Here is a 24,770-nt window from a genome sequence, read left to right on the forward strand (position 1 = left end):
CCGATTGGTTTTCACGCGACTTCAGCGGGTGAGTCGGGAAAAATAGGTTGATTACGGGTCAGAGGTTCCAATGCATCCCTTAAGGTATTTTTAAAGCCCTCTTCGTCGTTCATGATCTCGCGAACGTCCTCAGGTCTCAAGTAATAAATATTGGAAGCGGTCCCATACTGGCTGTTGATGACGGCGCGCTGAATCTGCATATTCAATTTGGAAAAGAATTTTGTTTGCAGCATAGTGATGCCCAGCATATCTGAGCATTCGAGTTTCACCGCCCGGCCAATGATCGACACCTTGGCTTTCAGGGGTCCGGCCCGTTCCTCCATATGGGTCGTGGAGAGGGGACGGCCCTTGTATAGTTCTGATACCTCGATATTGCCGACAAAGACTTTGCGTAATTCTTCCTTGATTTTTTTCTGGACCAGGAAAAAATTGGAGAAGTCGATGGGTTTCTGCCCGATTTCTGCAACCTGAAAGACATCAAAGACGTTGTCTCCGAGAGTGTGTATCCGGGCATCGGTGATACTCAGGTGATTGAAGGCGAGAACGGTTGCCACCTTGAACAATAATCCACCCTGGTCACAGGTGCATAAGACCAGTTCGCTGGGATGATCGGCCCTGAAGAACAATTCCACTGAAAATTTATCACGAGATTTTTTAAACTCGTTATAAATTTCAAGTTGCGATTGCATGTCACGCGGCAACCTGATCATTCGGAGGAATTCGTTTTTAACTGGCCAGGACACACTTTCGCGTTTTTTATGGTGGAGGGTGTTCTGGTAAAAATATTTCAACTGGTCAATTTGTGACTGTGACATATTCATCTTGGTTGCAGCCCGGTCAGCATAAGTCAACAGGATAAGCATTTTCAGTCGCTCTACATCTTTTTCAACCAGGTCCCAGATCATCTCATAGGTGTCGTCTTCGTCAGGGTCCAGCATCATCAGGTCACGCATCATCAGATGCTTTTCAACCAGGAAGGCCACATCCCGAATCAATTTAGGATTTCGACCATAACCCAGCCTGCCGAGGATGCCGGGGATCGCCCGCCCGCCAACGAGTTCTTCATTTTCCCCTTCGCGTTTTAATCCCTTGCCAATGTCGTGCAGCATGACTGCGAGGCGAATGGTGCTTTTGTCCCGGAGCGACTGGTAAAGGTCAAACAGGAACGGTTGCTTCTCAGGATCGATTTCCAGTCCGTTCAACGCATCCATTGCGTGCATCAGATGGGTATCGGTTGGGAACAGGTGTACATAGATATCCTGAAGCATGCCGCTCAGGTTTTTGTATTCGGGTATAAACAATTGATCCAATAACCCGAATTCATGGAGGTAACGGATGGCCTGAGCAAAATGTTTTCCACGAAGAATGCTGTGGAAATAAGGCTGCAGTTCAGTTCCATGATTTGCCATCTGGAACAGGGGGGCCATGCGGTCTACATTTTCCTCTATGGCGCGAGCTACGGGATAGGAAAAGTAAAGATTGCGACGAGATACCCATGTAAATAATTCGAGCATTTCACCGAGGGTGTTCCAGGTAAAATCGTTTCGACCCTGGGTGAAAATAATCTGTCTTTCTGCATTGACGGCAAAATCAGCCGAAAGTGTCTGCACTTTTTTGGAATCAGAACTCAGGCTTTCCCAGAAAATTCCACGCGAAAATCGTTTCAGCGGCAACACGGAGGTGTAAAAGTATTTGTTGAAAAATTCTTTTACTGAATATCCCATTGCTTTGGCAACGTGCTCACGCACTTCGTAGCTTAAGAGATCGCGTTGTGCTCCTTTCTGGTGGCAATGCAGGGCCATTCGGGTGCGTGCCAGAAAATTCAAGGCGACTTGCGACTTTTTAAATGCAGGTGTGCTGATGAGTTTCCGGTTGTGCATCTCTTCCAGAATTTCAAAAAGATTGTTTTTCGGGATCGAATGCCGCAAACGTGCCAGCGAAAGAGCCCAGTAAACCCGATTCAGTTCTTCTCTGAGATGGGGCTCCTGTTTGAATACCGTGTTGTGGATTCCGTAAAGATTTTTGTAGCGGTCGCAATAACTGATCAGTTTGTCTTTATGAAAAATGCATGTTGTTTTGATGGAGCTTGCAAACTCCCGATACACCGTTTTATTGCCAGTGACAAATCGATGCTCCAAAAGTGAAAACAGGGATGACATGTTGTTGTCATCCAGTTCCTGATCGTCTGTGTCCAGGATCGAATTGCCGCTTCTTGCTACTGTCCTGAAAATATCCTGATACACAAACAGATATTCGAAATCCTTGATTACCTGAATTGCTGCATCTAGGTTCTCGACGCCATCACTTTCCCTGAATACAAATTTGATCGACACGTCCGAACCAAAAGACAGCTCTTCTCGTCCATAGCCGGATCGTGCCACAATTGCAACAGGCAGGTCGTTTGATTTCAGGTTGGTGTTTTGAATTTTATTGTAAAAATCAAGTGCGAGGTGGAAGGCACGTTTCACCACTACGTCGACCAACGCTGTTCTTTTTAACAACAACAGGTGGCTGTTATCCGACGCCAGCATTTCTTCCTGGCCCGCGGCGGATTCTTTTTCGACAAACTCCTGAATGTGATTTTTAAACTGGAGATAAAACGACTGGGTGTCGTTCGGATCAGAACCAATGAGATCATTTAGCGTGAAAAGATCGCTTAACCGGGCTATCAATTCATCGTGGTAGACACTCGCCTGGCTTCGATTGGATACGTAGAGGTCGCTCATCGGTCTCATCCCGGGTCCCGATATGGGAACCGTACCCCGTTTTTCAGGGAGGATTTTTTGTTATAGGAGCAGAATATCCTAAACGATGGTTTAATTCAAGGCGAGTTTTCTTTAAAACCTAAATGAAATCAATGAGTTGTGGGGTGTCAATGTGATGGGCGTTCTAGAGTGTTCGCCCCATCACGGTCAGGAGTGGTTTCAATGCATCAACCAGATTCTCAAATTTGACAGGTTTCAATGATTGCGGTCCGTCGGAGAAGGCGTTGATTGGGTCTGGGTGGACTTCAATCATCAGCCCGTCCGCCCCAGCCGCAATAGCTGCCATAGCCATTGGTTGAACCAGATCCCAATGTCCGGTTCCGTGGCTTGGGTCGATGATAATCGGCAGATGGGTTTCTTTTTTGAGGACGGGCACGGCTGAGATGTCGAGCGTGTTGCGTGTGGCGGTCTCAAACGTGCGGATCCCTCGTTCGCACAGGATCACGCTCTTGTTGCCCTCGGAAAGGATGTATTCTGCCGACATGAGAAACTCCTTAATGGTGGTCATCAGACCGCGTTTGAGCAGTATCGGTTTTTTTAATGCACCCAATTCCTTGAGCAGGGAAAAATTCTGAACGTTGCGCGCCCCTACTTGCAGTATATCGGCGTAGCGGGCAACCAGATCAACTTCGCGCGGGTTCATTACCTCAGTAACGATAGGCAGTCCTGTCATTTCCTTGGCTTCCTTGAGTAGCTTGAGGCCTTCTTCCTCCAGTCCCTGGAAACTGTAAGGTGAAGTACGGGGTTTGAAGGCGCCGCCACGCAGAAAATTTGCTCCAGCATTTTTCACTATTTTTGCTGTGGTCTGTAGCTGGTCGCGGCTCTCTACTGAGCAGGGACCCGCCATCAAGGCAATGCGCTTGCCACCGACCACCATGTTGTCGACTTTAATTTCACTGTTAGCGGTCTGGATTTCACGCCCGGCAAGTTTGTAGGGTTTCTGAATCGGGATAACGTTCTCGACACCGGGCATGGTTTCAAGAACCTCTTTTGCGTGTTCTTTATTTTGATCATCTTTGCCGACAGCACCGATAACACGTCGTTCCACCCCAATAATTTCATGGGTCTGGTACCCCAGGTTTTTTATTTTTTCCTGGACGGCTTGAATCTCGTTTTCTTTGGCATCGGGTTTGAGGACAACTATCATGACGGGTAACCTTAAATTTTAGGAAGTTAATGTATCGAAATTAGCACGCGTTGACTGCAGGAGTCAAGGTGACCGGGATCCCCGGTTGGCGGCAAAAGCCCTGACCTGCCTATTGAATTTGAAGGGGTTTTGGGGCTGTTTTCCACAGGGTATTTGGTTTTTGACAGGTTGGGGTTATTGTGCTAATTATCATAAAAGGGAGTCAATACTCCTTAGACCACGAAGTGCTAGTGCAGGTATCAGAACCCCTCTAAAACTTGCCCAAAGCAGTATCCTGAAAATTAACCAGCTATTTTACGGGAACTTTTTAAAATACAGATTCCGCATTCAGGAAATTCCGCCCCTTATGTAGTTAGAGGCCCGTGGTCTTAGACAATTTGTTGAAAAATATTCTTGAAAGAAAAATCCTTCCGGAGATAAGGTTCCATGGAAATCAAGATTGGCAGTGATACCTTTTTAAAGGGCGTTCAAAAAGTTCAGGGCGTTGTCGAAAGCAAGGGCGCCATGCCTATTTTGTCCCATCTTTTAATCTCCGCAAGTGGTGATGGCATCACCCTGATGGCGACCGATCTGGAGATCGGTATCCGGGGGTTTTATCCGGCGAAAGTTGTCAAGGAAGGAGCTGTTACCCTCAACGCGCGCAAACTGTTTGACATCCTGAAAGAACTTCCTTCCCATGAAGTGCGTCTGGTAAAAGAAGAAAACGACTGGGTGACGCTGACCTGTGGCAAATCGCGGTTTCGTTTACCGGGGTTACCTGCAGCAGATTATCCAAAACTGCCGGAGTACAGCGAATCCTGCCTGCTGGAGTTCACAGGTGGGCAACTCCGGGACATGATCAAGAAAACCGTCTTTGCCATTTCTCCAGATGAAACCCGGCAGGCACTCAACGGACTCCTCCTCGAGATGGAACAGGACAAGATCAATCTTGTTGGTACCGATGGTCACCGGCTGGCACTGATCAAGCGGCCTGCAGGGAAAACCAATGGAAACGATGCTGACCCGAACGGCTACCTGTTGCCGAAAAAAGTCTTGTCAGAATTACTCAAGTCTGTGGGAGAGGAAGACACCAGCTACAAGTTTTCTGTAAAAGACAATCAACTGGCGTTCATTCAGGATCAGGAAGTCATCATCTCGCGCAAGGTAGATGGCAAGTTCCCCAACTACCGGCAGGTTATTCCCGGCGACAACACGCTCCAGGTAAAAGTAAACAAGGAAGACCTGGCGCATGCCCTCAAGCGTGTCGCCCTTCTGGCAGACGAGAAGTCTCGTATGGTTCGATTCGAAATTCGCGCAGGCAATCTCACACTGATTTCGGACAACACCGAGCTCGGTGCGGCGCGGGAAGAAATCGCAATCGATTACGATGGTGATGAAGTGACCATCGGATTGAACGCCCGTTACGTCCTCGATGTCCTGGCTGCAATAGAGGGTGACCAGGTGGTGCTGAATTTGAAAGACGAAAACCACTCCTGCCTGATCACCGCAGAAAGCGATGCAGATTACCTCAGCATTGTCATGCCCATGCGTCTGTAGTCCTGCGCATTCCCCCGGAAATTTTTATTGTCATTTTAACTGTGGTCGTGACTCAGGAAACGGTAGCGTTCGTCCGTGCCTTGCGTTGATTTTTCGGTTGTCATGCTGAGCCTGTCGAAGTAAGGCAACCGGTCCCTTTCAAAATTTTGGAGTCCATCATGAACGATGATTCCCTATACAAACGTCTTGGTGGCTACGATGCCATTGCGGCGGTTGCAGATGATCTTTTAAAACGCTTGATTGCTGATGCCCTGCTGGGCCGTTTCTGGAAACACCGGGGAACGGATGGTCTGGACCGTGAAAAGCAATTGCTGATAGATTATCTTTGCGCCAGCACGGGAGGGCCTTTGGTTTATACAGGGCGCGACATGCCAACCACTCATAAAGGCATGGGAATTGGTGAGGATGACTGGTCTGCGTTCATGGGCCATGTCAACGCCATGCTGGATCATTTCACTGTCCCGCAACGGGAACGCAATGAAGTCACTGGATTCATTGGGACTTTAAAAAACGATATTGTAGAAATATAGCTTCACCTTCGATCGTTCCTTTTAAATGGAAAACCGGATTTTCCTGTATCAACGCTGAATCGTATTAAAAAAATAATAAAGAGTTTGTTGTATTGGTTTTTGAAATTTGATTTTCTAAATTTATCGTATTTTTTATTTCACCCACCCTGGCAGAAAACGTAAAAGAAGCTCCTGTCTACAACCACCCCTTGTATTTTGATGGTTGTTCTCGTTATGCCTGTCCAGGCTGCTGATGCGACAATGACGGTCGACGCCGGCTGTGTCCTCAAAAAAGTTTAACCGGTTGTAGTGTTGGGGGGCTATGTGGAAAGAAAAAATGATGTGGCCTGAGCCCGGTCCACCCAAATCAGATGCGGATCACGCGGCATACATTGAAAAACTGGCCAGTCAGGGTTTTACGCTGGTGAAAGCGGCTGACATGAGAAATATAAGCTGGCCGTGGAATGTTTCTTTTTCCTCCTGGGGTGTTAACCGGGAAAACAGCATCAAACCCTGGAGCCAGCGCCCAAATACGGGAGAAGATCAGCGACGAAAAAGTCATCATCGTGGGATCGGCATCCGATAGCGCAGACTTTGAAACAGCAAAGCCAACAGCTGGAATCGTTACCTGTATGAACAATTGAAAGATGTTAAAGGAATCGCGCTGGACCTGCATCATTATCGAGGCACTGTGGGATTGACGGCGAACCCGGATGGAACTACCGCAGCGACACTGGATAACGTAAAACGGCAGACCAGAATGGGTGTGACCCAACGCGGATATTTCACTGTAAATCCGAAAAAATTGAAAGGCAGGGGCCGCCAATCACTTAAGATCGAAGCAAAGAATTTCAGCACGGGAACTGCCAGGATCGAATACATGACCGACAAAGGGGTTCATAAAGTGGAATGGGAAGGCAAATTAGCGACCCAGATGTACCCCATGACCCTGTGGCGGGTTGTGTATTAAAACCGAAAATGGATTTGTATAAAGGAAATTTGTTATAATTTAGCTATGAGTGATATTGAAACAGTCGATATTTCAGGGATCAAATTTTCCTCTGCGGTTTTCCCCACGCCGGAAGATATGGAGTTGTGGGAAAGCCTCACCTATGAGCAGCGCAAGGCTGTGGAAATACGGGATGAGGAGGAGGGTTTTAGAAGTGGTGTGGCAGAACCCAGATCCATGAGTAAAATAATTGCCGAAGCTAAAGCTGAAATGAATAATGAATGAATTATCGGCTGACGCATCAGGCCGAATCAGATATCAAGGCCATTTATCAATACACCGTTGAGTATTTTGGTGAGGGTCAGGCTCGTGAGTATCTGGAAGGGCTGGAATATAGTTTTGAACTATTGACGGACAACCCTGGGCTTGGCCGTGTGTGGGATGGAAAAGGGCGGCGTTATATTTAAAAGAGCCATTTGGTTTATTATCGTATTTTGAATGATGAAATTCTGATCACTCGCATCCGGAACGCCCGCCAGAAACCATAAATCTTAATTAATAGGATTTTTATTTAAAAGAGATTTTTATATTTAAGTTTTGGATTTCCAGAACTCGCAGAGTTCGGATAATATTTTTTTTGTGACCGTCTGCATTGTATTTTGTATCGACAAAGAAATTCTCCACTTTTTTCCACAGCCCGTTTCTTTCCGGTATCCTATGTTGGTCAATAATATTTATAAAAAATTTCTCGTTCTCTGAACAAGGAAAAAATTGGAAGTTTGCTTTCAGTTAAGAGGTTTTTTCTTATCAACCATTCAACAAACTTTACAGAGAGATCAGTCCAGCTTGTAACCTCCATCGTTTCATTTTGAATCATTATATTTAAGGGCAAATAGAAATTTCCGTCGAGAATTTTGTCCTTTAATTGCGAAAGTGTGTAAGGCCTTTCGGAAACCGGTTTATCAGAAGGAATTGATTGGTTGGGTTTTCTTGGATTTGGTCCCATAGGCCCTCTTTCATTTATGATAAAAATTTTAACAACTTCGAAACTTACAAATCAAAAAACACATCCAGTTTTTTATCAGCGCGGGGGGTGTGGCCGGTCACGCCTTCCCACACTTCTTTTGACTCCATACACATATAAACGCTGAGTGCTTCCGACTTTTTCTGAATCATTTGCCTAAGCGTGTCGTAAGCTTCCTGCCTGATTGGACGCAGGTAGCGGAACTTTCCGTCTTCTGCGGGTACGTGCTCCGAATGGAACAGGAGAGTCTCTGGATGCCGTTCTTTGATGACAGGCTTCAAACCACGCCGGTAACGGAAACTGCCGAGGCTGATCCATTCTATTCCTTCAGGAGGTACAGCATCGAACAGATCGTTGACCAGTTGTTGATACGCCTGTTCCCAGCCGGGATGCAGGATGATGGGATCGAAATGGAAACCGACTTTAAATCCGGCTTCAAAACATTTTTTTGCTGCGTTCAATCGTGCATGGGTTCCCGGTGTGCCTTTCTCTTCAAGCTCCGCAACCTCCGGAGGATTGATGGACCACGACACGATAACGTTTTTCGTATCAGACAACGCCAAAAGCGGCTCAACACAATCGGATTTTGTTTTGAGTTCCAGCACCGCGTTGGAATAACGATTGAACAGCGGGACCAGCACTTCGCCGTAGGGCAATACCTCTTCAAGTGCGAGACTGTCGGTTAATTCTCCAGTGCCGACTCGATAGCTGTTTTCAGGGTGTTCCTTGAAAACAGATTCGAGTTCCGCAACCAGGTCTTCAGGGTTGGCGAAGGCGGTGAGTACGGGGTTGTTCTGCAAAAAATCCTGCAGGAAACAGTAGGAACAATCGTAAATGCAGTTTTTGATCAGGTTGACGACATAATAGTTGCAGCAGACCATACCGGGACTGATCCCCGGGCATTTTTTTAAAAACTCACCTCGAAAACGGGATAAGAAAAGCTGTCGTTTACCTGCGCCGAACACATCAGTTTGAGTGCGCTCCAAGCGTGCTTCAATATCGGACGCAGAATCCACCCGTTCCACGGGCACACCGGGGAGTCGCGAAAGGACTTTCTGCGTGAATGGCAGGCGTTCGGTGCCTTCCTCCAGAAATATGGTGTCAAATGGCGCAGTGGTCATAATTTGATGAAAAACAATTGTTTGTAAGCTGGCCGATGGTTGTTATCGGCTTGTTCTTTTGGCATAATGGCTTGGGCCACATTGTAAACCAAATCGTCCATCTGATGGCGGTTTATCGGCTCATTCCAGGTACGTCCCCAAATCCTTCCATTAGCCGACCGTAAGGTCTTTTTCCAGGATCGCATTATGGATTCCCACTCTGTTCTTGATTATCAAAGCCCGGTTTCACGAAAATCGTCACCCCATTCTGGCATCATTATGACGGTATTGGCAGCATCGCTGATGGGCAATGCCTATTTTCTATTTGAGCGACAGAATTGGATCCCGTCGGACAAAGCAGCCGTGGCTTCAGAGCAGCAGGTTGTGTCAGCGCAGGTCCAGGAAACTGAATCGAAATCAATTGATCTTGACCGGTCTTCCAGCAAACCTTCAATGGAGAAGAAAGAGGCCGTCGCCCCTGCTCCTGCCAAAGCTCCAAAGAAAGCGGTGTCAGTATCGGCTTCCACGGCTCAAAAGGTTAAAGAAGATTTTAAGGTGCAGCGCGCATCATTTGTTGCACCGGAAGAGTTTCCAGGGCGCGAAATCCAGACCTTGCATTTTTCAGTAAAAAAATCGCTGACCCACACCTTGTGTCGGGTAATGTCCGATCCGGAATGCAAACTGATGTCCGCTTATATGAGTCGTATTTTGATGTGGCGTATGGATGTGAGTCGGCACTTGCGGAAGGGAGACCGGGTTTCCCTGGTGTATGAGCGGTTACCCGATGAACAGGAAATGCGCATCCTCCGGTTGGAGTTTGAAAGTGGTTATCTGAAAGAAAAACTGGTGGCAAACTACTATCAGGCCCCAGGCGCTGCTCATGGCACTTTTTACGATGACTCCGGAAAGGAATGGGCGCTACGTTTAAAAGAACAACGATCGCCTATTCGACATTATTCCGAAATCACGTCGTTACCGGGGGATTACCGGGAAGGTGGGTTTTCAGGCCATTCGGGAACCGATTTTAAAACCAATGTGGGGACCCCGATTCATGCCACGTTTGAGGCTCGTGTCTCCCGTGTAAACTGGAATCGCGGGAATAATGGCATGTGTGTCGAATTGACACATCCGGCTCAGGGAGTGCGTACCCTGTATCTGCATCTCAATAAAGTGCATGTCAAAGCGGGACAATATGTAAAGGCTGGCGATATCATAGGGGAAGCGGGCAACACCGGCCACAGTTTTGCACCGCACCTGCATTATGAAATGCGTTCGCTCAAAAACAAGAACAAGATCCTGAACCCCTTCAAGACGCGGTTGCACCCGACGTATCGAAAGACAGTGAAAGACAAGGCGGGTTTTAAAACATCCGCACGGCGTTACGCCTCCATCCTGCACAACAGCCTGTCCTGATCGCGGCCTGAGGGGAAAATCGTTTTGGCTTCCAAACCCCGTTTGACCAGGCCGAAACCCAGGCCAAAACCCAAATCAAAACCTCGCAAAAAAAAGGGACCTCGTTCCCGAAAAAATACGAACACGCTTGCCGGCAGGGTGAAGAAATTTCTGCTTTTTACCATTGCAGGATTTTTTCTATTGTCAATGGCGTCGGTTTGGGTTTACAAATATGTCGATCCGCCAACCACGCCCTTGCTGTTCATACGCTGGGCCGAGAGTGGTTTTGACACCAGGCGCCCGTTGCTTCTTGGACAGTGGATTGCGCTGGAGGATATATCACCGAGACTGGTTCGGGCGGTGATTACCTCCGAAGATCAGAAATTCGAGCGTCACAACGGATTTGACTGGGCTGCTGTTCGCAGGGCGATTGATGTGAACATCAAGTCGAATCGGCTGGTCGGAGCCAGTACGATTTCGATGCAAACAGCACGCAATGTTTTTTTATGGCAGAACCGTGACTGGATTCGAAAAGGATTAGAGGCTTATTTTACTTTTCTAATTGAGATATTCTGGAGCAAGCAGCGGATTCTCGAAGTGTATCTCAATATTATTGAGTGGGGAGACGGAGTGTTTGGTTGTCGTGATGCCGCGCAGACCCATTTCAACCGTTCCGTGGAACGGCTATCAGCGTTGGAGTCGGCGTGGCTGGCCGCTATTCTGCCTAATCCCAGAAGATGGACGGAACCGGCTTTCGAAAGACGCGTGCGAGGTCGGCAGCAAGTCATTTTGAGACGCATGCGCTCAACATCTTTGAAGTTTTTATCTTCCAGATAGAAATACGTAACATCAGAAGCGCACACCCGATATATTTTTGGCTCCTTTAGAGGGGCTGTATGTTTTTCTAAAAAAACAGAAAGTGGATAAAGTGAAACCTGGAAAACTCAAAATCAAGGTATCAAAATCATTGCAGGCAAAAATTGCCAAAGGTCATCCCTGGGTTCATTTCTATCAATTGCAGAACCGGGATGTTGTTGGCAAGCCTGGTGATCTGGGAGTGATCTACGATTTTAAAAACCGTTTCCTTGCGATTGGTTTGTTTGATCCATTTTCGGACATTCGCCTGCGTATTTTAAATACCGGAGAACCCGTTTCAATTGATGGAGAATTTTTTACACGCAGACTGGAGCAGGCTTTGTTATTAAGGCGTTCTCTGGAAGGAACCCAGACTACAGGCTATCGGCTGGTCAATGGGGAGAACGACGGTTTCCCAGGTCTTGTGGTGGACCGGTATGGAGAAACTTTTGTAATCAAGTTGTATACGGAGGCCTGGGCACCTCATTTGGATTTATTCGTTGAATCCTTGAAAAAAGTTTCCGAGTGCAATCGCATAGTGTTGTTGTTGAGCCGGCATGTGGAACGAACCCGGACGACGGGACCGGCAAACGGTCATATTTTGTACGGTCCTCCTTTGGATGGGCCCGTGCACTTTACGGAAAACTCACTGGTGTTTCAGGCGGATGTGGTGGAGGGTCAAAAAACCGGTTTTTATTTTGACCAGAGGGAGAACCGTGCCCGTTTAAAAGAAATAGCCGAAGGTAAAGAGGTGTTGAATGTGTTCAGCTACACGGGTGGTTTTTCAGTTTATTGCATGTTGGGAAAGGCCCGCTCAGTGACTGAAGTCGATATCAATCAACAGGCTTTGCTCGCAGCAAAGGAAAACATGTTGATGAATTTTCCTGAGAGAGCCTTGAATGAATCGGATTTTAATCAAATCCATGGTGATGCGTTCAAGGTGTTGTCAGAATTCAAAAGGCAGAAGCGTCAATTTGATCTGGTGATTCTGGATCCACCCGCATTTGCATCCCGGAATGAACACAAATCAAATGCCTTGCAGGCTTATTTGCGGCTGGCCAAAGCAGGAGCACAGTGCACGCGCCCCGGGGGATTGTTGTTTGCCGCTTCCTGTTCCCAATCAGTAGGTGCAAAGGATTTTTTCAGGTCCGTTTCGTTGGGAATCCGTCAAACCGGAAGAAAAGAAAAAGCCTTGTTTAAATCGCGTCATGGGGTTGATCACCCGATCAGTTTCCAGGGTGGCGAATACCTCAAGGCCGGGTGCTTTGAAGTCTTTTGATTTTAAAGGGGTTTTGGCGTTCCAGTGAGGTTCTGCGAACACTGGATCTTTTGCTTGGAATACAGGAGGGGAAAGTGACCCGAGGAGGGGAAATACGGGGCGCTGAAACGCTACCTCAGGTCTTTCGTAGATTTGGGTTGAAGTGTGATTGCTTTGGCTAAATGGAAACGATTGACTGCCCGAACTGACAAAAAAAAGAATGTTATTTTTTCTTTGCCTTAGCTTTCTTTTTCGTTTTCTTTTTAGCTTTAGCTTTTGTTTTGGTTTTAGCTTTAGTCTTGGCTTTAGCTTTTGACTTAGCTTTTTTCTTTGTTTTCTTTTTAGCTTTTGTCTTAGCTTTAGCTTTTGACTTTGCTTTAACTTTCTTTTTAGTCTTGGCTTTAGCTTTTGTTTTCGCTTTGGCTTTTGTTTTGCTTTTGGCTTTCGACTTTGCTTTCTTTTTAGTCTTGGCTTTAGCTTTTGTTTTTGCCTTAGCTTTGGTCTTGGTTTTAGCTTTGGATTTTTTCTTGGTTGCCATCAAGAACTCCTTTCAACAAAATATTTGGTAGTGCTTCAGCGCCCAAATATTTTAATTGTATTTTATTAGATCGCTTTGTATTGTCAAGAAAATATTGAAGAAAAAAGCGTTTCGGCGTTTTTGCCGGTAAACAGAATTTAAAAAAAAAGAAAGAGGAATTTTTTTTTATTTCTACATGGACCCTTGAAAAAGCCTGTGGAATGTGGCGGAAAAGGGTGTCGATAAAATTTTCATTAACTAATGTGCCTGGTTGGGTAAAAATTTCTCTACTGGAAAGAAAATAAAAAAAGTTTAACGGGATTTCCTATGTCTTCCTATTTTTTTAATGATTTGTTGTCGGAGCCCGATCTCAGGCATGGAACAAGCTCGAGGGATAACGTGATTCCTTCTTCCATTTCTGATTCAAGAGTGTTAACGAAGGAGCAAAAGCAAACCAGAAATGATGAATCGCACCATCGTTTATTAACGAGTTGCGGAATGGAAAAACAATCGTTGAAGGTGTTGAAACAAATTCACAGTGCACAAGTTTATGTTGTTGACACCAAGCCGCTACCGGAAAGGTTAGAGGGTGATGCGTTGATTACAGCGACTCCGGATCAACCCATTGGAATTTACACGGCTGATTGTGTTCCGGCGATTTTGTATGACCCGGTGACCCACACCGCAGGTGTGGTGCATGCAGGGCGCGCGGGTACAGAAAAGGGTATCGTTCCTGCTGTGATAAAGAAGATGGTGGATTGCTTTGGTGTAAACACTGCAACCTTGAAGGTGGCGCTGGGTCCTTCAATCGGGCCTTGCTGTTATGAAGTGGAAGAGGGTTGTCTCGCTGCAATGAAGGATCGGTTTGCAAACTGGCAGGATTGGGTTAAGGAACATACTCCTGGCAAGGTTTTGCTGAATTTATGGAAAGCCAATCAGGACCAGGCCGTTGATTCGGGTGTTGCTGCCAGCAGGGTTTATTTATCTGGAGAGTGTACAGCCTGTCATACGGACCGTTGGTATTCGTATCGGAAGGAGGGGGACCGTGCCGGAAGGATGCTCACGGTTGCCATGTTGTGCCGAAGGTAATACGATTCAATTCTTGTTTTGAAAACGCTCGATGATATGGTCGACGCGTTGTTCGAAATCTTCTCCGATCGGTTTGACCATGAAATCGGCACCACCTTCAATCATAAATTGTTTGATTAATCCTGCGTGAGCATAAGCGGAAAGCATGGCGCACGGAACATTGGGCTGGATTTCTTTCATACGCTCAAAGGTCTGCATACCGTTCATATTTTTCATCATGAAATCCATCAGGATGAGGTCAACCGGGTTTTTTTCCAGTTGCTCAATGCCATCCAGTCCGTTGCTGGACTCAAGCACCAGATGACCGGCCTTGGACAACCTGCGGTGAATGGTTTTTCTTGTCAGTTCGTGATCTTCAACTATAAGGATTGTGGCCATCAGTTATCTCTCCTTTCCGGTTCAAGGGGAAGCACAAACCGGAAAACGCTTCCTTTGCCAAATGTGCTTTCAACTGCAATGGTTCCCTGGTGAAGTTCCACCAGTTCTTTTGTGATGGCAAGGCCCAGGCCTGTTCCCGAAGCTGCCCGGGTCGTTGAGGCATCGACCTGACGGAAAACATCAAAAATATAACGGACATCGTTTTCCGAGATACCGCAACCGGTGTCCTCAACTTCAAAAACAGCCTTGTTTTGTTCCTTGCGGACCCGCACAGTAATGCTGCCCTCATCAGTAAACTTGATCGCGTTACTCAATAAATTAAAAATAATCTGTTTGAGGCGTACCTTATCGGCAAGAAGGTTGAAATCTTCCACTTCGGAAAAAATCATCAGCCCTTTTTTTTGCGCGATCATTTGGCATGCCGGGATCAATTGTTCCATAAAATCTCCAATGGAAAGTTCATCCAGGCTGAGCCCCATTTTACCTGCTTCCACCTTGGAGAAATCGAGCAGGTCGTCAATGAGTGCCAGCAGGTGTTTTCCTGAGCTATCAATATCGCGTGAAATATTGACAATTTCATCCGGGTCAGGCAGATCCTCCGCATTCAGCAGGAGGGGTGTGCTACCGAGCATTACCGTGAGCGGTGTTCTAAGCTCATGGGAAATGATGCTCAAAAAATCTGATTTCAATCGGTTGGATTCTTCCGCTTTCCTGGCAGCGGCGATGAGTTGCTTTTCCACACGCTTTTGTTCCGTTACATCGGTTCCGAAGCCGATATTTTCTTCAAGCTGACCCTGATCACCCAGTCGTTGAATGTTACTCCAGGAAACAACCCGTTTTTCTTTATTGCGTGCAGTCAGTACAATTTCATGATTGAGAACAGGTCCTTTTTGCATGGCATCGAAAAGGGCTTCCGTCTGTTTATAAGCTTCCCCGGGAAGTACAGTGCGCCACCAGTTCTGGCCAATCAGATCCCCCGCCTGAAAACCTGTAGTGCGCTCAACTGCCGGGTTGACGAACCGGGTAGTGCCATCCAGGCCAAGGCCGACAACAAGGGCGGGTGTGCGTTCGATGATACGCATGGTGTAATCGCGTTCATTGCGCAAAGCTTCTTCAAATCCCTTGCGCTGGGTGATATCCCTGACCATAGCTGTGTATAGCGAGGGACGGTCTCCCGATTCAGACCGGTTGGCTTTTCTCCGTTCAGGAAATTTTATTTCACTGACCGCCAGGTCTACCGGGAAATGATTACCCTGTTTATTTTGCCCGGTCTCTTCTACCAGCCGTCCCAGTAAACTGTCATCGCCTGATAACAGGTGTTCTTTGATTTCTCCTGCTGTATCACATAGGTTTGGGAAGACCGTGGCCAGGGAATTTTTAATCGCTTCTTCGGCCGGATAACCAAAAATCTTTTCGGCAGCGGGATTGAAGCTTGCAATTTTCCCATTCCGGTAGAAGGTGATTAGCCCTTCAAGGGAATTGTTGACTATAGATCGAATTCTCTCTTCACTGTTTTGCAAGGCATCGAAGGTTCGCACCCGGTCCAGTCCCAGAGTGATTTCATCCGCTGTGGTGGCCAGGGTGTGGTGTCTTGCCTCGCTCAGCTTTTTGTGCGAAAAGACCTCGAATATTCCCATGACCTGTTGCTCCAGTACCAGGGGATAGGCACCATAGCCCTGGATGCCTTCGCGGACTAACCAGTCGTGGTAATGCTGAAGGTTTTGATCTTTTGAAGCCTGATTACTGAGAAACGGTTTTTTACCAGCAGCAATAATGCCCAGAGGATCTTTTTCCATTCGTCCCGATGCGACGGGAGGGTCGCTTGATAATCCTCCTGAAGCTTCCGCCTGCACTTCCAGAACGTTTTCGCCTTTGTAAATAATCCAGACACGGGCGAGACAAATTCCCAGGTAATGACTTGTGATTTCAGTGCATCGTGTCAGCACCTGACGCATGGAGGCACTTTCTACCAGGGCATTCCCTATTTTGGCACTGAAGGCGGCAAGGGTGACACGTTCAGCCAATGCCGCTTCAGCCTGTTTGCGCTCGGTAGCATTTTCTCCTATCCCCAGGATACCGATCACTTCACCCTGTTCATTAAATCTTGGGGATAGTGTCAGACGCACCCATAACTTGTGTCCGTCCTTGTGGAGTTCTTCCACTTCACAGGTGATTCCCTTTTTTTCATTAATGATGTGTGTGACTACTTCCTTAACCACCTCCCGGGTGTCACCTTCATCTGGGTAAAGCACTGATATTTTTTTCTTATTGATGATTTCCCCGGCGGAATATCCAAGCATGTTTTCCGCACCTTTATTCCAGAGCAGAATATTTCCTTGCAGGTCGGTTATCATGATGGAAACAGCCGAAGGACTTTCAACGATATTCTGGAGGGAAATAATTTTATTTAGCCAACGGCTTTCTTTCTCTTGCCATTCGGCAACCTGCTTTTTAAGAAAGTTGTTTTCCTGGCGTAGGCGGTCCACCTCTTCGGCAATGTCCTGCTTTTCATTTTTGCTGGAACGAAGGGTCATTTGTTTTTTTCAAAAAGTTTTTCCGGTTTGGAAAATGTTTTTGTATCGAGATTACCGAATTTATTTTGGGCCTGAACAATTCAGTCTGCTCTTCCTTTAGTAAACCTCAAAATACGAGGGCTTGCTACCTTTAAAGTCCTTCAGTAAGGTTTGATTATGTTAAATTAGCCTTATTTGGCCAAACAGTTTCTATCAACGGGATTCTCTGACCCATGATAGAATGCTCTCAATAAAAGGTCAAAACTAACCCAAAAACGAAATATAGAATGAACGATATTATGCCCCCCTCAGAGGGGTTGCTGGACCAGCTTTTGCCATTTCCAAGAGAATGGCTGCTTTCTGATCCTCAAAAAGCGGAAAAAGCCCTGAATGAACTATCAATTGAGGATCAGGCGCGTTGTTTCATGATGTATTCAGGGAAAGATAGGCAGAATCTCCTGTTACTGTCGCACAACCCTTATGGCTTGATGCAGGTACTTCCCGATGAAGAAATATACTATACGGTAAAGGAAATTGGTCCGGAGGATGCCTATCCAATGCTTTCCGTATTATCGACGGCACAGGTTCAGTTTTTTTTCGATATGGAATGGTGGGGAGGCGACAAGTTTTTACCGGAGCGCGCCTGGCAGTGGTTCGAATTGATGGATCATGGCAATGACAATCACCTCCTGGAATGGTTTAAATCGGAAGAATTCGAACAAAAAATTATGTTCCTCCAGGCATTTGTTAAAGTTTTCAAGCGAGATGAAGCGACCGATCAGTACGAAGGCGTGGGGGAAAAACCTCCCTGGACTCCTGATGGAGTTTATGACCTTTTCTTTATTAAAGAAGATACTTCAGGGTTGTTTAAACGCATTTTTATCCAGCTTTATAATGAAGACGCGGAAATATTCCGTGCTTTGATGGAAGGCATAATCTGGTATCCCATCACCCCAACGGTTGAAAAAGCCTATCAATGGCGTCTGTCCCGCACAGCAGATCGTGGACTTCCGGATTTTGAGGAAGCCTTTACCGTTTACAGTAAGCTCAATGTCGGCAGTCTGAATGAAAACCCGCCTGCCCCGGAAGACTTTGAAGCAGAGCCGGGAAGGCAGACACTGGCTCCCACCTTTCCATTGTTCGAGGCTGACCCCGCATCGTTTTTCGGGCAATGTCTTTCACAGATGAAGGATGTCAACAGGTTCGATGCTATTTGCTGGGAACTGGTGATGCTGGCTAACAAGGTAATCGTCGCCGACAGGCTGGACCTCGGGAGTGTCGAAGCCAGGCGAAGCACGCTGAAAAAAGTTTTGGGGTATATCAATATTGGTTTGGAACTTGGTGCCGGTGGCGATATTGGACGAGGTGAAAAGCTCCTCTCCCGTACCTGGATGCAGTCGCTTTTTCAGGTGGGCTATGCAGGAGTCATGCAGCTTAAATGGGATGTTGAAGCCTTGCTGAAAGATCACGGTCCTCTTGTTAAACAGGTAGCGGGTCCCGTAATCGAAGAGCACCTTGCTGCTATGATCGACCGCTTCCCAAGGATTGGTGTGCATCGGGTTGCACCTGAAGAAGAAGCTTTACTGGATGAGGAAATGGAAAGTGAAGTACCCGAGATCCATTGGCGGGATTTAGAGTCGGTGGAGGATTTGCAGCGATTGCAGTTTCTCCACAGTCGGGTACAGTTTCGTGCGCGTTTTGTCAATATGGTGCTGGGTCTTTCCATAAAGGATATTGAAGCCCTGTCTGCCAAGTCGCGTTACCCAACCGCTCTGGTCGATCTGGATGTTATTTGTTTAACCCTTACCGCTTTGGCACATTACGCGATGTTTGGGCAGGTCGTCTGTGAGCCGTTGTCGGAAGAAGCTGCGAATTCCTTTTTGCAGGTGATTTTCCTTCCAAGTCCCATTCCCGGAGATGAGCGGGCTCTCAATGCGGACATATTGGAGCCATTTCGCAACCGTCTGGAGGAAATGCCCCTCGCCTGGACGGACGACGACCGTGAGGAGTTGGGCCGTCTGATGAAAGAAGTGGAGGAAACCTTATATCAGCAGTTTGGAGGATTGCCAGCGGGTCAATCGGTTGAATGGCATTTTACCCGGGGGCTTTGTATTCAATAAGCTTGCTGGATGTGGGCCTTACCGGGTTTTTTCTGTTTAAAAATGCTAAAAAAGGGTGTAAGATTTCGTCCTCTTCAAATACTGAAGCCTCAATAATAAAAGAGGTAACGAACTTTTTTTACGGGAAATAAAATCATGACCGAGACAGAAACCAGCCCGTCGCAACACCCTCCTGAATCCAAAAAGGAAAATGAAGTTCCTGAGGATCCCGGTATGATGGAGTCGGTCGGTTCCTTCCCCTGTTGGATGTTAAAGCTCATCGACACCGTTACTCCGGATTCCTTAAGAACCAAAGAACCACCCAAAAAGAACTACCGCATTTAAATTCCCTGCCCAAAGGGCATCTTTATTTATTCCCTTATGTTCAGTATGAGCAATACCACAAGCTTATTAAATTAGCCTGGATGGTGGCTTGGTGCTTTTGAAAGGTGTCCTGAAATGAAAGCTATAAAAAGAGCGTTGATCAGCGTTTCAGACAAATCCGGTATTGCCGGTTTTGCTAAAGAGTTGCACGCTCGTGGGGTCGAAATTCTTTCTACCGGGGGAACGGCTGAATTACTTAAGGGTGAGGGAATCCCGGTAACCCAGGTATCCGATTACACCGGTTTTCCTGAAATGATGGACGGCCGCATCAAGACCCTGCATCCGAAAGTGCACGGAGGTATCCTGGGTCGTCGCGATGTCAACGCTCATATGGAGGCCATGGAAAAACATGGTATCCAACCCATCGACATGGTCGTTATCAATCTTTATCCCTTTGAGGCAACCATCGCCAAGCCCGGTTGTACTCTGGAAGATGCGATTGAAAACATCGATATAGGTGGACCTGCCATGGTCCGTTCCTCTGCAAAAAATTATAATGATGTCACCATAGTGGTCGACCCTGTAGACTACCCTGTTGTTTTAAAAGAAATGGAAGCGTCTGGGGGTGAGGTGAGTCTTAATACACGTAAGCGCCTTAGCCGAACAGCTTTTGCCTCGACTTCCAGGTATGATGCGATGATCTCTGGCTATTTGGCGTCATTGGAAGACGATGCTCCCACATTTCCAGGCCAATTCAACCAGAGTCTTTCCAGGGTTCAGGAACTGCGTTATGGCGAGAACCCTCATCAGGCAGCCGCACTTTACCGGGAAGCAAACCCCGCCCCCAACCGGATAGTAAATGCCCGGCAATTGCAGGGTAAGGAATTGTCGTTTAATAACTACATCGACATGAACGCGGCCTGGGAACTTGCCATTGAATTTGCTGAATCCTCGGCAGTGATTATCAAGCACACCAATCCCTGCGGAACTGCTGTTGGCGAAGATCAACTGGCAACTTTTCTAAAGGCACGAGATACAGACCCGGTGTCCGCGTTCGGTGGTGTGATGGCATTCAACCGGACTTTAACAGCAAGTACCGTCGAGGAAATTCTCAAAAACTTTGTAGAAGTCATCGTGGCACCCGGCTATGAACCAGCCGCTTTGGAATTACTGGCGAAAAAGAAAAACATTCGGGCGATGGAAATGCCGGATGCAAGTGCCGGTAAAACTGAGCAGGATATCAAAAAGATAGGAGGAGGTTTGCTGGTCCAGGATGCTGATCGAATTACCCTCGACCCTGAGAAGTTGAAGGTGGTCACGGAAGCAAAACCAGATGACTCCTTGCTCAATGCTTTAAAATTTGCCTGGGTGGTAGCAAAACATGTTAAATCAAACGCAATTGTCTATGCGCGTGGGCAGGAAACAGTGGGCGTTGGTGCTGGTCAGATGAGCCGGGTGGATTCTGCGCGTCTTGCTGTTGAAAAAGCAAACAAGGATGTAAAAGGATGTGTTATGGCATCCGACGCATTTTTCCCTTTTCGCGATTCTGTAGATGCAGCAGCTCAATCGGGAATCACCGCCATTATCCAGCCTGGAGGATCCATCCGTGATCAAGAGGTCATTGACGCGGCCAATGAACACGGTATGGCTATGGTTTTCACCGGTATACGCCACTTCAAACATTGATTGTCTGTTTGCTAAAAAAATACCTGAAATAATTTTGAGAATCGAACAAATAATACTTTCGAATAATATGAGGTTCCTTTAGAGTATCAGTATAGTTTCTAATACTGCGTTAGATGATTTTGCTCACGACTCCATCCGTTTTTGCCGTTATATTATTTTAGTGCCTCTTCAGAAATGTCTTTTAGGAGCAGGTGAAATGCCGAGTCATCTGAAAGATTTTATTGTATTTGAAGAAGATGATGAAAAATTCCATCTGCTAACCTCAGCATTTAATAATTCAGGTATCGAAAGTCGGCCCAAGCGGGTTGGCAACCTAAACGAACTTCAGGCTATTCTAGAACAACCTGAAAAGTCGGGCCTTGCCCATTTCAAACCGCGTTTGGTGTTTATTGGAATGCCAAAGACCACTGATAAAATATGGGAATTTCTTGAATTACGCAGAAAGCGGGTTGACCTTAGAAAAATTCCCATGATTGTTTTCTCCAATCCGGAAATAGAACATGAGGAGACCCAAAGGTTCTATGACTATGGTGTGAATTCACTCGTACTGAGACCGGAAAATCAGGGAGATTATGACAAGCTGATAGAAACAATCCGGGAATACTGGTTTGGGATTGTCATGCTTCCCTCTTCTGAGTGATTTTTTTGTTCCCCATTCCCATGTCAAATTCTGGGTTTTGACAATAGACGATGAAACTTCCCAAAAATTTCAAGAAATATTTGGAATGGTGCTTTTACACATTCCTTTTTGTCCTTGTAGCTTCAGCCGGGGTCGGAGTCTATTTTTGGAAAACCTACGAACCAAAATTGGCCGAGCTTGAAGGTAAGGATCCGGATCGATATCAGGAAATGGTTGTTGCCACTAAAAAAGTGGACCTTCCAAAGGCGTTGGATTTATATAAAAAAATTGATGCTATGACGGAATGGGAAGTTTATTTGCTTCGCCACGAGAAATGGAAAAAAAAATGGGAGGAAGACCCCGACTTTCGAGATAGGGAGCTTGAGGCCCGTTCCGATAAATTTGATGCCCTGAAGGTAGCCCGTCAAAAAGAATACGCCAGGAAACGCGTAGACCTGAAGGTTCTGCAGGTAAGAGATTCTACCGGCAGGGAAGAATCGTGGAAGAAAAAAACCCCATGGGAACAAAGTGTTTTGTTGAAAGAGGCCTGTTTGTATTATCGCGACCTGGAGCAACGGCATTCTGTTGACCGGAGGAGGATAGACCTCCCGGCACGGCAGGAAAGTTTTTTGATGGAACAGCGTGCAACTGGCATTACCCCATCTGAAGAATGTGACAAGTGGATTGCTTTGAGCCAGTCACCAAATCAGGTCGCGCTTTCACTGAGCAACCTCAGGCGATCCATGAATTATTATTTTTTTAGAAGGATGAGCGACGAACTGGGATTACCGGGGGAGGCGCAACACGATCTTGAGAACCGGCTTTCCAAAATGACTCACGACTTTGAATCTTACTGATACCTCAGCAAAACTAATTTTTCAGATGAATTGATTTTGCTTCTTCCATGTTGGGCGGGTGAATGGCGGTGAGTAGCTGTTTGATCTCGTTGTTGGACTTGATCTCGGGCGGTTCCACCGGTTCTCCTTCGGCAAGCTGCACCAGTTTTCTTAAAGGGCGCACAACTAGATTGAAGGTGTAAAGCCCTCCTACAACCGCAAAGATGCTACCCAAAACAGCCAACCAGAGAATCTCGGTTTCAAGTCGGTTGATCGTTTTGATCAGCCGACTTTGAATGAAAGTGAATTCATCCCCGGTTAGGCCTGGGGGCATCTTTTCCAGAAGTAAATTCACTTGCTCCAACTGAATTGTCAGGTAGAACGCGAAATAGCCGAGTATCGAAATAACCAGAATCCAGCCCCACATCAGGGTATTGATGATACTCTTACGTTCCCCTGGCAGTTCGTCCCGAAAAATACCTGTTTTCACTATAGATTGCCTTTGGTTTCAGCTGAATAGCGTTGGGACAGGATTGGAGCAAGCGAGACATTGCCGTAACGTTTTGCCTGTGCGTTCAATTTACCGTAGCGTGAACGCGGAGTCGGGTGCGTACTAAGCAAAACAGAATGCGACCCTTGCGCCTTGCCTAGAACCTTCATGAAATCCCGAAGCCCACCCGGGTTGTAACCGACGCGGTAAGCGTAATCCATTCCAAATTTATCCGCTTCATATTCCAGGTTTTGATCAAGTCCCTTGGTGAACAGTGTCGCGGACATTTCCTTGACGATATTGTCCAGAACTCCAGGATCAGAATCCAGAATGGAAGTCGTCAACTGGCTGAAACCCTGCAAGGTTTTACTTCGTTCAATAGTTTTCAGGGCGTGTCGTTTGGCCACATGCGCTACTTCGTGTCCCAGAATACCGGCCAGTTCTGCTTCGTTTCGTACCAGCCGTAACAGGCCTGCACTGACGAAAATGTAACCGCCAGGTGTTGCAAAAGCATTCGGGTCATTTGAGTTGAGAATCGCAAAATGGTAGGGAATATCTGCACGGTCAGAGACTCCCGCTACAGAGAGTCCAACCAGGGAGACATAGCGTTGCAGCTTGTCATTTTTATATTGCCCACCAAAATTCTTAAAGACTTCCAGGGCAAGTGATCCACCGATGGCACGTTCCTCTTCCCAACCGATCGGTTGGAGCGATTGAACCAGAGCCCCCGCTCCCCGTAAAATACCTGAGGTTTTTTTGTCTACTGCGCCGGTGCTTTCCAGTATTCCAATGAGACCTCCACCACCCTTGGAATTTTCAGCCGGTGCCGACGTTTCTGGAGCAGCCTGTTCTGGGGCCGGTGCCGGAGCTGTTTCTTTTTTGGGTGGCGGCTTCAGGGTTTCATTCAGGATGTCCCCAAAATTGATCGACCAGGAAGCGGTGACCAGGCCCAGCGTAATTCCAATAGCCAATAATGAGATCAATAATTTTTTCACGAATACCTCCGCATATTTAAAAAGCCAGAAGACGAAGCGGCTTTTAGGATCGTTGGTTTATTGGGCGTAGGGTCCAAGTTTGCCCTGCTCCTGAAAAGCATCTACCTGTGAGCTGGAAAAAGACAGTGACTCCATCTGTTTGACAGAGGCCACATGGTCCGGGGAAATGCCATGCCCTTTAGCATAGTTTTCGGAAATGGGACTGAGTCCTCGAATGCTGGAACCGGAAGACGATTCCGCTGCCGCCATTTTCTGGTTGCCGGTCAGTACGTCAAGTCCACCCCCTCCGCCACCGCCAGAGGGTGCCGAGGAAGTCAGTTTGAATTTAAAGACATAGCCTGTTTTCCCACCGACAGAAACTTTAATAAACTTCCCTTCTTTGCCAACAACGTTGACTGCCTGGCCGGCACTCAAATAGCCCAGGCTTTTGGATCGTGCGGATGCTTCCGCTGTCATCTTGGTTTTAGACGATTTGACATACATGGTTTCTGCAAGTGCCGGAACGGCACACAGTCCCAAAATCAAAGCCGCGAGACAGATTTTTCTGAAAAGTCCTGAGAGTCGGATGCGCATCTTGATATCCTGCAATGAGGTTAGACAATTATTCAACTTTTAAGGTCTCCTTAACAAGCTACCCTTAAAAGGAGAGGCAGGTCAACCGCTTTTTCGGCGATAAGAAAAACGATGAA

Annotated in this window: 26 protein-coding genes; 15 read left to right on the forward strand and 11 right to left on the reverse strand. The window is 46.9% G+C overall.

The annotated features are described in order from the left end of the window. Nucleotides 1-11 precede the first annotated feature (11 nt). The gene (locus tag G3M70_07855) at nucleotides 12-2,726 is read right to left on the reverse strand and encodes a hypothetical protein (GenBank protein QPJ61798.1); all 2,715 of its coding nucleotides are present in this window, start codon (nucleotides 2,724-2,726) and stop codon (nucleotides 12-14) included. Nucleotides 2,727-2,889: 163 nt separating this feature from the next. Next, on the reverse strand, nucleotides 2,890-3,912 hold the full coding sequence (gene aroF / locus G3M70_07860) for a 3-deoxy-7-phosphoheptulonate synthase (GenBank protein QPJ61799.1): 1,023 nt from the start codon (nucleotides 3,910-3,912) through the stop codon (nucleotides 2,890-2,892). A gap of 426 nt (nucleotides 3,913-4,338) precedes the next feature. Here aroF and dnaN point away from each other — a divergent pair, with 426 nt between their 5' ends. The 6 genes from dnaN to G3M70_07890 all read left to right on the forward strand — a co-directional run bounded on the left by dnaN (nucleotide 4,339) and on the right by G3M70_07890 (nucleotide 7,373). Further along, nucleotides 4,339-5,448 (forward strand): DNA polymerase III subunit beta, encoded by a 1,110-nt coding sequence (gene dnaN, locus G3M70_07865; GenBank protein QPJ61800.1) that lies wholly within the window; start codon nucleotides 4,339-4,341, stop codon nucleotides 5,446-5,448. A 158-nt stretch (nucleotides 5,449-5,606) separates the two neighbouring features. Continuing rightward, nucleotides 5,607-5,978, forward strand: a complete 372-nt coding sequence (locus G3M70_07870) for a group 1 truncated hemoglobin (protein ID QPJ61801.1) — start codon at nucleotides 5,607-5,609, stop codon at nucleotides 5,976-5,978. 301 nt (nucleotides 5,979-6,279) lie between these two features. Continuing rightward, a complete protein-coding gene (locus G3M70_07875) occupies nucleotides 6,280-6,543 on the forward strand; it encodes a hypothetical protein (protein ID QPJ61802.1) in 264 nt (87 codons plus the stop codon). A gap of 54 nt (nucleotides 6,544-6,597) precedes the next feature. Beyond that, nucleotides 6,598-6,927 carry a hypothetical protein gene (locus G3M70_07880; GenBank protein QPJ61803.1) on the forward strand — a complete coding sequence of 110 codons (330 nt, stop codon included), beginning with the start codon at nucleotides 6,598-6,600 and terminating at the stop codon, nucleotides 6,925-6,927. Nucleotides 6,928-6,972: 45 nt separating this feature from the next. Continuing rightward, nucleotides 6,973-7,191, forward strand: coding sequence for a hypothetical protein (locus G3M70_07885; protein ID QPJ61804.1), 219 nt, complete (start codon nucleotides 6,973-6,975; stop codon nucleotides 7,189-7,191). After that, on the forward strand, nucleotides 7,188-7,373 hold the full coding sequence (locus G3M70_07890; GenBank protein QPJ61805.1) for a type II toxin-antitoxin system RelE/ParE family toxin: 186 nt from the start codon (nucleotides 7,188-7,190) through the stop codon (nucleotides 7,371-7,373). The genes G3M70_07885 and G3M70_07890 overlap by 4 nt, the downstream gene beginning before the upstream one ends. A gap of 257 nt (nucleotides 7,374-7,630) precedes the next feature. Here G3M70_07890 and G3M70_07895 read toward each other — a convergent pair whose 3' ends face one another. Genes G3M70_07895 through G3M70_07905 form a run of 3 tightly spaced genes read right to left on the reverse strand, consistent with a single transcriptional unit; the run spans nucleotide 7,631 to nucleotide 9,236 of the window. After that, nucleotides 7,631-7,912: a hypothetical protein gene (locus G3M70_07895; protein ID QPJ61806.1), complete on the reverse strand. Its 282-nt coding sequence runs from the start codon at nucleotides 7,910-7,912 to the stop codon at nucleotides 7,631-7,633. Nucleotides 7,913-7,956: 44 nt separating this feature from the next. Then, a complete protein-coding gene (locus tag G3M70_07900; protein QPJ61807.1) occupies nucleotides 7,957-9,051 on the reverse strand; it encodes a radical SAM protein in 1,095 nt (364 codons plus the stop codon). Further along, entirely contained in the window at nucleotides 9,048-9,236 is a 189-nt protein-coding gene (locus G3M70_07905) for a hypothetical protein (protein ID QPJ61808.1), read from the reverse strand. Before G3M70_07905 ends, G3M70_07900 begins: the two co-directional genes overlap by 4 nt. A 1-nt stretch (nucleotide 9,237) precedes the next feature. On the opposite strand from G3M70_07905, the gene G3M70_07910 reads away from it, so the two are divergent. From G3M70_07910 to G3M70_07920, 3 genes are read left to right on the forward strand one after another with little or no spacing between them, the layout of a single operon-like run. Next, nucleotides 9,238-10,443 (forward strand): M23 family metallopeptidase, encoded by a 1,206-nt coding sequence (locus G3M70_07910; GenBank protein ID QPJ61809.1) that lies wholly within the window; start codon nucleotides 9,238-9,240, stop codon nucleotides 10,441-10,443. 42 nt (nucleotides 10,444-10,485) lie between these two features. Then, nucleotides 10,486-11,259: a monofunctional biosynthetic peptidoglycan transglycosylase gene (gene mtgA, locus G3M70_07915; protein QPJ63749.1), complete on the forward strand. Its 774-nt coding sequence runs from the start codon at nucleotides 10,486-10,488 to the stop codon at nucleotides 11,257-11,259. A 55-nt stretch (nucleotides 11,260-11,314) separates the two neighbouring features. After that, the gene (locus G3M70_07920; protein QPJ63750.1) at nucleotides 11,315-12,556 is read left to right on the forward strand and encodes a class I SAM-dependent rRNA methyltransferase; all 1,242 of its coding nucleotides are present in this window, start codon (nucleotides 11,315-11,317) and stop codon (nucleotides 12,554-12,556) included. A gap of 202 nt (nucleotides 12,557-12,758) precedes the next feature. Here the strand turns inward: G3M70_07920 and G3M70_07925 are convergent, their stop codons facing one another. Continuing rightward, entirely contained in the window at nucleotides 12,759-13,073 is a 315-nt protein-coding gene (locus tag G3M70_07925) for a hypothetical protein (GenBank protein QPJ61810.1), read from the reverse strand. Nucleotides 13,074-13,379: 306 nt separating this feature from the next. On the opposite strand from G3M70_07925, the gene pgeF reads away from it, so the two are divergent. Further along, nucleotides 13,380-14,141, forward strand: a complete 762-nt coding sequence (pgeF, locus tag G3M70_07930; protein ID QPJ61811.1) for a peptidoglycan editing factor PgeF — start codon at nucleotides 13,380-13,382, stop codon at nucleotides 14,139-14,141. Between the two features lie 6 nt (nucleotides 14,142-14,147). Here pgeF and G3M70_07935 read toward each other — a convergent pair whose 3' ends face one another. Both G3M70_07935 and G3M70_07940 read right to left on the reverse strand, forming a co-directional pair. After that, nucleotides 14,148-14,519, reverse strand: a complete 372-nt coding sequence (locus tag G3M70_07935; protein ID QPJ61812.1) for a response regulator — start codon at nucleotides 14,517-14,519, stop codon at nucleotides 14,148-14,150. After that, nucleotides 14,519-17,053 (reverse strand): PAS domain S-box protein, encoded by a 2,535-nt coding sequence (locus G3M70_07940; protein ID QPJ61813.1) that lies wholly within the window; start codon nucleotides 17,051-17,053, stop codon nucleotides 14,519-14,521. Before G3M70_07940 ends, G3M70_07935 begins: the two co-directional genes overlap by 1 nt. Nucleotides 17,054-17,319: 266 nt before the next feature. Between G3M70_07940 and G3M70_07945 the strand changes: the two genes are divergently transcribed. The 5 genes from G3M70_07945 to G3M70_07965 all read left to right on the forward strand — a co-directional run bounded on the left by G3M70_07945 (nucleotide 17,320) and on the right by G3M70_07965 (nucleotide 22,617). Further along, nucleotides 17,320-19,152 (forward strand): hypothetical protein, encoded by a 1,833-nt coding sequence (locus G3M70_07945; GenBank protein ID QPJ61814.1) that lies wholly within the window; start codon nucleotides 17,320-17,322, stop codon nucleotides 19,150-19,152. 135 nt (nucleotides 19,153-19,287) lie between these two features. Further along, complete coding sequence (locus G3M70_07950; protein ID QPJ60357.1) at nucleotides 19,288-19,476, forward strand: hypothetical protein; 189 nt, start codon at nucleotides 19,288-19,290, stop codon at nucleotides 19,474-19,476. Nucleotides 19,477-19,590: 114 nt separating this feature from the next. Next, entirely contained in the window at nucleotides 19,591-21,141 is a 1,551-nt protein-coding gene (gene purH, locus G3M70_07955; protein ID QPJ61815.1) for a bifunctional phosphoribosylaminoimidazolecarboxamide formyltransferase/IMP cyclohydrolase, read from the forward strand. Nucleotides 21,142-21,337: 196 nt separating this feature from the next. Then, on the forward strand, nucleotides 21,338-21,781 hold the full coding sequence (locus tag G3M70_07960; GenBank protein ID QPJ61816.1) for a hypothetical protein: 444 nt from the start codon (nucleotides 21,338-21,340) through the stop codon (nucleotides 21,779-21,781). Between the two features lie 167 nt (nucleotides 21,782-21,948). After that, a complete protein-coding gene (locus tag G3M70_07965) occupies nucleotides 21,949-22,617 on the forward strand; it encodes a hypothetical protein (GenBank protein QPJ61817.1) in 669 nt (222 codons plus the stop codon). Between the two features lie 13 nt (nucleotides 22,618-22,630). On the opposite strand, the gene G3M70_07970 is transcribed toward G3M70_07965, so the two are convergent. The 3 genes from G3M70_07970 to G3M70_07980 are packed head-to-tail and all read right to left on the reverse strand — an operon-like array spanning nucleotide 22,631 to nucleotide 24,690. Continuing rightward, nucleotides 22,631-23,086, reverse strand: a complete 456-nt coding sequence (locus G3M70_07970) for a hypothetical protein (protein QPJ61818.1) — start codon at nucleotides 23,084-23,086, stop codon at nucleotides 22,631-22,633. After that, nucleotides 23,086-24,081: a M48 family metalloprotease gene (locus G3M70_07975; GenBank protein ID QPJ61819.1), complete on the reverse strand. Its 996-nt coding sequence runs from the start codon at nucleotides 24,079-24,081 to the stop codon at nucleotides 23,086-23,088. The genes G3M70_07970 and G3M70_07975 overlap by 1 nt, the downstream gene beginning before the upstream one ends. 57 nt (nucleotides 24,082-24,138) lie before the next feature. Then, complete coding sequence (locus G3M70_07980) at nucleotides 24,139-24,690, reverse strand: SH3 domain-containing protein (GenBank protein QPJ61820.1); 552 nt, start codon at nucleotides 24,688-24,690, stop codon at nucleotides 24,139-24,141. Between the last annotated feature and the right edge of the window lie 80 nt (nucleotides 24,691-24,770).

This window comes from Candidatus Nitronauta litoralis (assembly GCA_015698285.1).
GTDB classification, from domain to species: domain Bacteria; phylum Nitrospinota; class Nitrospinia; order Nitrospinales; family Nitrospinaceae; genus Nitronauta; species Nitronauta litoralis.

What these genes read in the sequence shown, in the direction of transcription:
- G3M70_07855 (QPJ61798.1), bottom strand. Translation starts at nt 2,726, where the DNA reads ATGAGCGACCTCTACGTATCCAATCGAAGCCAGGCGAGTGTCTACCAC.
- aroF (QPJ61799.1), bottom strand. Translation starts at nt 3,912, where the DNA reads ATGATAGTTGTCCTCAAACCCGATGCCAAAGAAAACGAGATTCAAGCC.
- dnaN (QPJ61800.1), top strand. Translation starts at nt 4,339, where the DNA reads ATGGAAATCAAGATTGGCAGTGATACCTTTTTAAAGGGCGTTCAAAAA.
- G3M70_07870 (QPJ61801.1), top strand. Translation starts at nt 5,607, where the DNA reads ATGAACGATGATTCCCTATACAAACGTCTTGGTGGCTACGATGCCATT.
- G3M70_07875 (QPJ61802.1), top strand. Translation starts at nt 6,280, where the DNA reads ATGTGGAAAGAAAAAATGATGTGGCCTGAGCCCGGTCCACCCAAATCA.
- G3M70_07885 (QPJ61804.1), top strand. Translation starts at nt 6,973, where the DNA reads ATGAGTGATATTGAAACAGTCGATATTTCAGGGATCAAATTTTCCTCT.
- G3M70_07890 (QPJ61805.1), top strand. Translation starts at nt 7,188, where the DNA reads ATGAATTATCGGCTGACGCATCAGGCCGAATCAGATATCAAGGCCATT.
- G3M70_07895 (QPJ61806.1), bottom strand. Translation starts at nt 7,912, where the DNA reads ATGGGACCAAATCCAAGAAAACCCAACCAATCAATTCCTTCTGATAAA.
- G3M70_07900 (QPJ61807.1), bottom strand. Translation starts at nt 9,051, where the DNA reads ATGACCACTGCGCCATTTGACACCATATTTCTGGAGGAAGGCACCGAA.
- G3M70_07905 (QPJ61808.1), bottom strand. Translation starts at nt 9,236, where the DNA reads ATGCGATCCTGGAAAAAGACCTTACGGTCGGCTAATGGAAGGATTTGG.
- G3M70_07910 (QPJ61809.1), top strand. Translation starts at nt 9,238, where the DNA reads ATGGATTCCCACTCTGTTCTTGATTATCAAAGCCCGGTTTCACGAAAA.
- G3M70_07925 (QPJ61810.1), bottom strand. Translation starts at nt 13,073, where the DNA reads ATGGCAACCAAGAAAAAATCCAAAGCTAAAACCAAGACCAAAGCTAAG.
- pgeF (QPJ61811.1), top strand. Translation starts at nt 13,380, where the DNA reads ATGTCTTCCTATTTTTTTAATGATTTGTTGTCGGAGCCCGATCTCAGG.
- G3M70_07935 (QPJ61812.1), bottom strand. Translation starts at nt 14,519, where the DNA reads ATGGCCACAATCCTTATAGTTGAAGATCACGAACTGACAAGAAAAACC.
- G3M70_07940 (QPJ61813.1), bottom strand. Translation starts at nt 17,053, where the DNA reads ATGACCCTTCGTTCCAGCAAAAATGAAAAGCAGGACATTGCCGAAGAG.
- G3M70_07945 (QPJ61814.1), top strand. Translation starts at nt 17,320, where the DNA reads ATGAACGATATTATGCCCCCCTCAGAGGGGTTGCTGGACCAGCTTTTG.
- G3M70_07950 (QPJ60357.1), top strand. Translation starts at nt 19,288, where the DNA reads ATGACCGAGACAGAAACCAGCCCGTCGCAACACCCTCCTGAATCCAAA.
- purH (QPJ61815.1), top strand. Translation starts at nt 19,591, where the DNA reads ATGAAAGCTATAAAAAGAGCGTTGATCAGCGTTTCAGACAAATCCGGT.
- G3M70_07960 (QPJ61816.1), top strand. Translation starts at nt 21,338, where the DNA reads ATGCCGAGTCATCTGAAAGATTTTATTGTATTTGAAGAAGATGATGAA.